Source organism: Borrelia maritima, from assembly GCF_008931845.1.
GTDB classification, from domain to species: Bacteria; Spirochaetota; Spirochaetia; order Borreliales; family Borreliaceae; genus Borreliella; species Borreliella maritima.
In genome coordinates this window covers 25,969-35,049 of the sequence record NZ_CP044538.1, presented here as the reverse complement: position 1 = coordinate 35,049, position 9,081 = coordinate 25,969, and the positions used below count along the sequence as shown (strand labels likewise).

Sequence of the window (9,081 nt, the reverse complement as noted above, 5' to 3'; positions counted from 1 at the left end):
AAATTTATTTACTATTATTTAGTATAAAATCTAGAACAAACAAAGTTACCTAGCAATTTTTTTGAATGAATATTCATTCAAAAAAATTGCGCTTCTATTACATGCATTATTTTATGTCATAAATAGCGTGCTACTAACCATAGTAATAAAACAAAAAACGCCAAACTCAATATTATGCATAAATATTTATTAGATTATTAAAATAATCTACAATAATTTACAATTACAAATTATTCACTATCACTGCATAATATTAATTCTAAACTTTTCTTTATCTCTCGAAATTTTTGATAAATCAATATTGGCCAATCATCAAAATTATCTATATTACAATCATCAAAACTATTTCTATCTAATAAATATAAAAGCTTAAAAAAGCTTACATCACTAATACATAAATAAAATATGAAAATCTTATTTTCAAACACATTATTACCTAACTTTAATTTAATTTTAAGAAACAAGTTAATTAATTCTTTAGACTTTTTAGAGTCCAAACTAAAAAAACTCAGTAAAAATGTTTTGACTTTTAAGTGAAGACGCTAAAGATATAAAGTCTACATCATTTTCTATATCTGGCGACTCATAAAACTTATAAATAACCCTTTTCATATCTTTTAAAACACAAATTTCAATAGCATTAAATCTTAAATAGTCAAATATGTTTTTCATATATAAAATAATAACTTGATCATATTTTTTCAGAATTTACGAGCTCTTTGTAAAGATTTTGTGCATATTCTTTAAAAGTATTAAATGCTATAATATTTTTTTATCCCATAAAAACCTAAAAATATAAGATTTTAAAGTGTCTTTTGTGATAAGTACTCTTGTATTTATTTTTAAATATTTTCTTATGTTATCCCCTCTTTTAAATAAATAGACAGGAATTCTTGGCTTATGTCGCTCCTTTATATACAGCAGAAGAAAAAGAAATGATCAAGCTATCCCTATCTCTACATTAAGAACTATGTAAAAATATCTTTACAAATTAAAACAATGAAGGTCACAAAAAACTACTATAACCACATGGGGGTAAATTTTGGAACTGAACTTTATTATAAACTTAATTATCCCAAAAAAGAATGTTACCATATTATAAATCAATACTTTATAGGAAAAAAAATTTAAGATTTCAAAAAAGAGTTGACAACAATTTTAACAACACGCCTACTAAAATGGGTAGTATAGATTTGGGCAAGTGTATAAATAATAATATAAAAAAGAGAAAAAATACTCAAATAGAAAAATATCAAATTAAAAAATATTTCAATAAATGCAACTTTATATCTAAGAAAGCTTTTTCAATTTCAAATTTAAATATAGAAAAAGACATATTAATCGAAATACTAAAAATTATAAAAAGAATTGAAATTAACCTAATAAAAAAAAAGTAAAAATGCAAACTCCAATAAATAGGGACCCATTTCGTCCCAACTATAAGTATCCACTTTCTTTCTAACAAACTCCTTAACCAAGGTAATTTTCTTATTTGAAAGAATTTTGTTCACTTATAGTGCTTTAGCAATAATATCAGACACAATCAAAATGCTGTGTTTGAATTTTCCACTAGACTTGTATATTTAAATTTTGGTTCGCACCACAATCGAAATTATTAGACTTTGCCATCTTCAATACCTTTATTCAACGAGCTAGCTGCAGCCCATCAATAACCAAATTGATATTCTAAAACTATTAGTATAGTAGTAATTTTTTTGTGACCAAACTTCAGTATATCAAAAATTATCCTTCAAAAAAATCATTCTCATTGTATCCGGCCAAAAAATAGAAAATTTTATATCTATTGAAAAAGAAATAATCACCAAAGTTATACATTCAAAAAAACATTAGCATAGCTCCCTAAGCAAGGGTACATATACTAAGCTAATTTATTTTAGAAGATTTTTAAAAAGTGTTTATAAACAATAACTACTGCAAATCTAATTTTAGAGAAAAATTAGCCTTTACAAAAATTTAATAAACAACTTTTTTGTAGTCCAACTTATTTAAATAAATATAATATTTTTTCCAAAAACCCCAATACTTAGGTGTGAATTTAAGCTTATGCTGTTTTTACCTTATTTGCGATACAATTTGTTTTTATCTAATTTAGGAGGAACAAATTGAAATTACTAAAAATATTTTTGTGCGTTTTTTTACTTTCAAGCTTAGTCAATTGTAAATTTGATGGTCTTAATCCATTTGCAAAAAAAGGCGGGGAAGAAAAAACCGATTCTATATTAGCCAAACTTCTTCAACAATTATCAAAAAATGCAGAACAAACCTAATAAAACTTCTAATCAAGAAGACCAAAATGGATTAAAAATTACAAATAACAAAAGGAAGGGGCATAAAAAACTCTCACAAGTTGTGCAACAGCATCAAGAAATTGAAAAAGCAAAATTCAATGTGAAAACTGATAGTGGGATTTCTTATTCAAATAGAAACATCTACAATTCTATCCCAGAAGTAAAAGAGGAAATTATTTCTGAAATTACTGAAGAAGTGATCATTTCCAGAATAACAATTCCTGAAATTTTCAAAGAAGTAGTAACCAACCCCTGAAATTATCGAAAAATCAGAAATACCGATTCCACAAACAATAGACTTTAATATCGAAGTACGGCCAAATTGGCAGTATTACAAAAAAATTCATCTTTTGAAGAAAGAACAGAAATATCAGGGAAAGAAGTTGAAGACAAGATTACACACCCTACATTCGATCACATTACCGAAGGACAGTTAGCGAACAAGAACAAGGGACGGCATTCTATATCCAACACATGGGGCAAAGCACTTGAAATTGAAGGTAAAACCAACTTCTTAGATGAATTAGAAAAAACTAGAAACTCTATAAGAACAAAAATTAAAGTAAAAACGTCTGACGCTGAATAAACCAAAAACACAGTAAAAATTAGTGAAATTTCAAAAGACTTAACAAAACTAAAAGAATTCTTAGAAAAACTCAAAAATTATCTTGAAGATTCAAATAATTTTAACACAATCAAAGAAGGTTAATGTCTTTAAGAGAATCGAGTTTTTAACTAAAAGGTTGCGTAACATACCCAATTAAACCTAATTGCAAACGTTGTTGCTTGGGTTTTTTAGATTACAGGGCAATACAATCCTAAAATTATTCAAAATTCCCCATCTATACAATGCCCTATTATCGCAAAAACCTTGAAGTTGGCATATAATTTTTTCAGAAAAGGAATAATTCACATGCAGAACATAAGATTATAGACCATTAAATAAAATTATCTATTATCTCAAAATTAAAATAAAATCCTTACAGATCATTCATTCCTTATCAAGGTTAGTTTCTGAATTCTTGATTTAAATAACAAACAGCAAGAGTTAGAGATCCGTTTATAAGACCTTTTACCTCAAGAATTTCTCAAATTCAAATGTAAAAAAATAGACAAAAATATACAACACATAATCAAAAAAATAACTTTACTGGGGTCATGTTCTCTTTATTCTAAATCAAACACAGCGCAGAAGCAACAAGTGGTTTACAATCAAACCTCATTACTGGCATAAAAAACAGAAAATCTTGCAAACTTACAACAAAATCAGCTCTTAAAAAGTGGAAAAGAAGAGATAATTAAAATTTACACAAGAATTAAATGAAAATGAAAAATTAATCAATAAAATATGATCAAATATAGAAATATTTACCAAAAATAAATACAGATATTCAAAAAATTGAGCCCAATGATGCGACTTGGATACGAAAATAAATTAAACCTAGAGAAAAGTATACGACTTCCAGAAAAAATTGTGAAATACAGTTACAAAAAGACTGTTGCGATCACATACACTAATTATTAGTGGTGTATGTATTAAATAATTAAAAATATTTAAAAAACATAACTCTAAACATAATCAATAGAAATTTAATCTTTTCTTATTATCAAATAATATAATTATATTATTTTTAATTTGCATCTCATGTACACCTATTAGCAAGATCAATACCAAAACAAACAAGTAGCGCTGCCCGAAAAAATACAGCATAACATCAAATAGAATATCACTAAAATCTTGAAAATGAATATCAAAATCCCAAGTCTCCAAATCAAAATTCTCAAGAAACTACAATCTCAAAATTAGAAAACATTGGTAAAGCCGTGGAAGCTCAAGAAAAGGAAAAAGATATACAAATAGCTAAAATTGGTGATACTCAATATGATTTTCTAGAGACTTTTAAACTTCAAAACGATGATATTTTTATTGTATAATACAAAAATGAAATTAAAAAGAATAATTTACTCATCCCTAAATTACGATACAAAAAAAATATTGGCATTAAAAGAAATTCTTGAAAAACTTGATAAAACTATTAAGAACCAAGGAATAGCTCGTAAATTTCTCGAAACATCAAGGGATATTCAACTTCAACAAGAAGATATGCATTTAAAAAAAATAAAAGATGCATTACGCGCACTCTAAGTAAAGAAAAAGCCGAAAAATTGCTACAACACGTAGAACGTGATTTAAAGATAAAACAAAACTTTGTTAAAACCTTAAACGCAACTATTGAAGCTTACAATAAAAATTCTGGTAACATTAAAACAGATGTTGAAGCGCTAGCAAACCACATAAAGGAGAAATACTCTCATGCTCTTGATTTACTAAATCAAGCTGATTAATCTAAACAAAAATTAATAAGTTTCACTTGATATTTTAAAAAGAGAAGTTAATTCTTCTCTTTTTTTTATTCATACAATCTAAATCCAAACTAAAAACATCAATAGAAATTAAATTTTTAATATCAAATAAGTTTAATATTATTTGACAATAATATTAAATTATAATATTATAAATTTGAATTAAAATTAATAATTTAGTAATTCAAATTTATAAGGAGAATATTTTGAAAAACCCCAAATTAAATATTATTAAGCTTAACGTTATTACAGCAATATTAACTTCAATTTGCATATCATGTGCACCTTTTGGCAATGTTAATCCAAACAAACTAAAAAATTCTACCACTTCTAAAAAACTAAAAAAAACAAAGCGAAGCAACAATTTTAGAAATCTAAAAAAAACAAACAGTCACACCAATTCAGAAAATTCAGCAGAAAATAACCAAAATCTTAAAAATGAATCTCAAAATTCAAAATCTTCAAACCAAAATCCTCAAGAAGAAACCACAATCTCAAAATTAGAAAACATTGGCAAAGCCGTGGAAGCTCAAGAAAAGGAAAAAGATATACAAATGGCTAAAATTAATGATACTCAACATGACTTTCTAGAGACTTTCAAACTTCAAAACGATGATATTTTTATGCATAATACAAAAATGAAATTAAAAAGAATAATTTACTCATCCCTAAATTACGATACAAAAAAAATATTGGCATTAAAAGAAATTCTTGAAAAACTTGATAAAACTATTAAGAACCAAGGAATAGCTCGTAAACTTCTCGAAACATCAAGGGATATTCAACTTAAACAAGAAGATATGCATTTAAAAAAAATACAAAATGAATTACGCACTCTAGGCAAAGAAAAAGCCGAAAAATTGCTACAACACGTAGAACGTGATTTAAAGATAAAACAAAACTTTGTTAAAACCTTAAACGCAACTATTGAGGCTTACAATAAAAATTCTGGTAACATTAAAACAGATGATGAAGCACTAGCAAACCATATAAAAGAGAAATACTCACATGCTCTTAATCTACTAAATCAAGCTGATTAATCTAAACAAAAAATTAATAAGTTTCACTTGATATTTTAAAAAGAGAAGTTAATTCTTCTCTTTTTTTATTCATACAATCTAAATCCACGCTAAAAACATACAATAAAAATTAAATTTTTAATATCAAATAAGTTTAATATTATTTGACAACAATATTAAATTGTAATATTATTATTTTGAATTAAAATTAATATTTATTGATTCAAATTTATAAGGAGAACATTTTGAAAAACTTTAAATTAAATATTATTAAGCTTAATGTTATTACAGCAATATTAACTTCAATTTGCATATCATGTACACCTTTTGGCAATGTTAATCCAAACAAACTAAAAAATCCTACCACTTCTAAAAAACTAAAAAAAACAAAGCGAAGCAACAATTTTAGAAATCTAAAAAAAACAAACAATCACATCAATTCAGAAAATTCAGCAGAAAATAACCAAAATCTTGAAAATGAATCTCAAAATTCAAAATCCTCAAATCAAAATCCTCAAGAAGAAACCACAATCTCAAAATTAGAAAACATTGGTAAAGACATGGAAGCTCAAGAAAAGGAAGAAGATACACAAATAGCTAAAATTAATGATACTCAATATGATTTCCTAGAAACTTTTAAACTTCAAAAAGATGATATTTTTATGCATAATACAAAAATGAAATTAAAAAGAATAATTTACCCATCCCTAAACTACGATACAGAAAAAATATTGGCATTAAAAGAAATTCTTGAAAAACTTGATAAAACTATTAAGAACCGAAGAATAGCTGGTAAATTTCTCGAAACATCAAGGGATATTCAACTTCAACAAGAAGATATGCATTTAAAAAAAATACAAAATGAATTACGCACTCTAAGCAAAGAAAAAGCCGAAAAATTGCTACAACACGTAGAACGTGATTTAAAGATAAAACAAAACTTTGTTAAAACCTTAAACGCAACTATTGAAGCTTACAATAAAAATTCTGGTAACATTAAAACAGATGTTGAAGCGCTAGCAAACCACATAAAGGAGAAATACTCCCATGCTCTTAATCTACTAAATCAAGCTGATTAATCTAAACAAAAAATTAATAAGTTTCACTTGATATTTTAAAAAGAGAAGTTAATTCTTCTCTTTTTTTATTCATATCCACGCTAAAAACATGCAATAGAAATTAAATTTTCAATATCAAATAAGTTTAATATTATTTGACAACAATATTAAATTGTAATATTATTATTTTGAATTAAAATTAATATTTATTGATTCAAATTTATAAGGAGAACATTTTGAAAAACTTTAAATTAAATATTATTAAGCTTAATGTTATTACAGCAATATTAACTTCAATTTGCATATCATGTGCACCTTTTGGCAATGTTAATCCAAACAAACTAAAAAATCCTACCACTTCTAAAAAACTAAAAAAAACAAAGCGAAGCAACAATTTTAGAAATCTAAAAAAAACAAACAATCACATCAATTCAGAAAATTCAGCAGAAAATAACCAAAATCTTGAAAATGAATCTCAAAATTCAAAATCCTCAAATCAAAATCCTCAAGAAGAAACCACAATCTCAAAATTAGAAAACATTGGTAAAGACATGGAAGCTCAAGAAAAGGAAGAAGATACACAAATAGCTAAAATTAATGATACTCAATATGATTTCCTAGAAACTTTTAAACTTCAAAAAGATGATATTTTTATGCATAATACAAAAATGAAATTAAAAAGAATAATTTACCCATCCCTAAACTACGATACAGAAAAAATATTGGCATTAAAAGAAATTCTTGAAAAACTTGATAAAACTATTAAGAACCGAAGAATAGCTGGTAAATTTCTCGAAACATCAAGGGATATTCAACTTCAACAAGAAGATATGCATTTAAAAAAAATACAAAATGAATTACGCACTCTAAGCAAAGAAAAAGCCGAAAAATTGCTACAACACGTAGAACGTGATTTAAAGATAAAACAAAACTTTGTTAAAACCTTAAACGCAACTATTGAAGCTTACAATAAAAATTCTGGTAACATTAAAACAGATGTTGAAGCGCTAGCAAACCACATAAAGGAGAAATACTCCCATGCTCTTAATCTACTAAATCAAGCTGATTAATCTAAACAAAAAATTAATAAGTTTCACTTGATATTTTAAAAAGAGAAGTTAATTCTTCTCTTTTTTTATTCATATCCACGCTAAAAACATGCAATAGAAATTAAATTTTCAATATCAAATAAGTTTAATATTATTTGACAACAATATTAAATTGTAATATTATTATTTTGAATTAAAATTAATATTTATTGATTCAAATTTATAAGGAGAACATTTTGAAAAACTTTAAATTAAATATTATTAAGCTTAATGTTATTACAGCAATATTAACTTCAATTTGCATATCATGTGCACCTTTTGGCAATGTTAATCCAAACAAACTAAAAAATCCTACCACTTCTAAAAAACTAAAAAAAACAAAGCGAAGCAACAATTTTAGAAATCTAAAAAAAACAAACAATCACATCAATTCAGAAAATTCAGCAGAAAATAACCAAAATCTTGAAAATGAATCTCAAAATTCAAAATCCTCAAATCAAAATCCTCAAGAAGAAACCACAATCTCAAAATTAGAAAACATTGGTAAAGACATGGAAGCTCAAGAAAAGGAAGAAGATACACAAATAGCTAAAATTAATGATACTCAATATGATTTCCTAGAAACTTTTAAACTTCAAAAAGATGATATTTTTATGCATAATACAAAAATGAAATTAAAAAGAATAATTTACCCATCCCTAAACTACGATACAGAAAAAATATTGGCATTAAAAGAAATTCTTGAAAAACTTGATAAAACTATTAAGAACCGAAGAATAGCTGGTAAATTTCTCGAAACATCAAGGGATATTCAACTTCAACAAGAAGATATGCATTTAAAAAAAATACAAAATGAATTACGCACTCTAAGCAAAGAAAAAGCCGAAAAATTGCTACAACACGTAGAACGTGATTTAAAGATAAAACAAAACTTTGTTAAAACCTTAAACGCAACTATTGAAGCTTACAATAAAAATTCTGGTAACATTAAAACAGATGTTGAAGCGCTAGCAAACCACATAAAGGAGAAATACTCCCATGCTCTTAATCTACTAAATCAAGCTGATTAATCTAAACAAAAAATTAATAAGTTTCACTTGATATTTTAAAAAGAGAAGTTAATTCTTCTCTTTTTTTATTCATATCCACGCTAAAAACATGCAATAGAAATTAAATTTTCAATATCAAATAAGTTTAATATTATTTGACAACAATATTAAATTGTAATATTATTATTTTGAATTAAAATTAATATTTATTGATTCAAATTTATAAGGAGAAC

At 25.4% G+C, this 9,081-nt stretch carries 8 protein-coding genes and 4 pseudogenes; 9 read left to right on the top strand and 3 right to left on the bottom strand.

Annotation, left to right across the window (positions count from 1 at the left end; all coding sequences use genetic code 11):
- Positions 1-230: 230 nt before the first annotated feature.
- The 3 genes and pseudogenes from DB723_RS05590 to DB723_RS05580 form a co-directional block, all read right to left on the bottom strand.
- Positions 231-464 (bottom strand): hypothetical protein, encoded by a 234-nt coding sequence (locus tag DB723_RS05590; RefSeq protein ID WP_228459430.1) that lies wholly within the window; start codon positions 462-464, stop codon positions 231-233.
- A gap of 34 nt (positions 465-498) precedes the next feature.
- Complete coding sequence (locus DB723_RS05585) at positions 499-672, bottom strand: hypothetical protein (protein ID WP_228459429.1); 174 nt, start codon at positions 670-672, stop codon at positions 499-501.
- A 28-nt stretch (positions 673-700) separates the two neighbouring features.
- Positions 701-915: pseudogene (locus DB723_RS05580) on the bottom strand (L-threonylcarbamoyladenylate synthase); the annotation flags it as partial.
- 78 nt (positions 916-993) lie between these two features.
- On the opposite strand from DB723_RS05580, the pseudogene DB723_RS04915 reads away from it, so the two are divergent.
- The 9 genes and pseudogenes from DB723_RS04915 to DB723_RS04885 form a co-directional block, all read left to right on the top strand.
- Positions 994-1,394 (top strand): annotated as a pseudogene (locus DB723_RS04915) (plasmid maintenance protein); the annotation flags it as partial.
- A gap of 729 nt (positions 1,395-2,123) precedes the next feature.
- Entirely contained in the window at positions 2,124-2,288 is a 165-nt protein-coding gene (locus tag DB723_RS05575) for a hypothetical protein (RefSeq protein ID WP_228459428.1), read from the top strand.
- Positions 2,272-2,565 carry a hypothetical protein gene (locus DB723_RS05570; protein ID WP_228459427.1) on the top strand — a complete coding sequence of 98 codons (294 nt, stop codon included), beginning with the start codon at positions 2,272-2,274 and terminating at the stop codon, positions 2,563-2,565. The genes DB723_RS05575 and DB723_RS05570 overlap by 17 nt, the downstream gene beginning before the upstream one ends.
- 66 nt (positions 2,566-2,631) lie before the next feature.
- Positions 2,632-3,018 (top strand): annotated as a pseudogene (locus tag DB723_RS05565) (hypothetical protein).
- A gap of 1,025 nt (positions 3,019-4,043) precedes the next feature.
- Positions 4,044-4,655 (top strand): annotated as a pseudogene (locus tag DB723_RS05840) (complement regulator-acquiring protein); the annotation flags it as partial.
- Between the two features lie 224 nt (positions 4,656-4,879).
- Entirely contained in the window at positions 4,880-5,713 is an 834-nt protein-coding gene (locus DB723_RS04900) for a complement regulator-acquiring protein (RefSeq protein ID WP_151553103.1), read from the top strand.
- Between the two features lie 224 nt (positions 5,714-5,937).
- Entirely contained in the window at positions 5,938-6,771 is an 834-nt protein-coding gene (locus tag DB723_RS04895) for a complement regulator-acquiring protein (protein WP_151553101.1), read from the top strand.
- A gap of 215 nt (positions 6,772-6,986) precedes the next feature.
- Positions 6,987-7,820, top strand: coding sequence for a complement regulator-acquiring protein (locus DB723_RS04890; protein ID WP_151553099.1), 834 nt, complete (start codon positions 6,987-6,989; stop codon positions 7,818-7,820).
- A gap of 215 nt (positions 7,821-8,035) precedes the next feature.
- Complete coding sequence (locus DB723_RS04885) at positions 8,036-8,869, top strand: complement regulator-acquiring protein (protein ID WP_151553099.1); 834 nt, start codon at positions 8,036-8,038, stop codon at positions 8,867-8,869.
- The last annotated feature ends 212 nt before the right edge of the window (positions 8,870-9,081 follow it).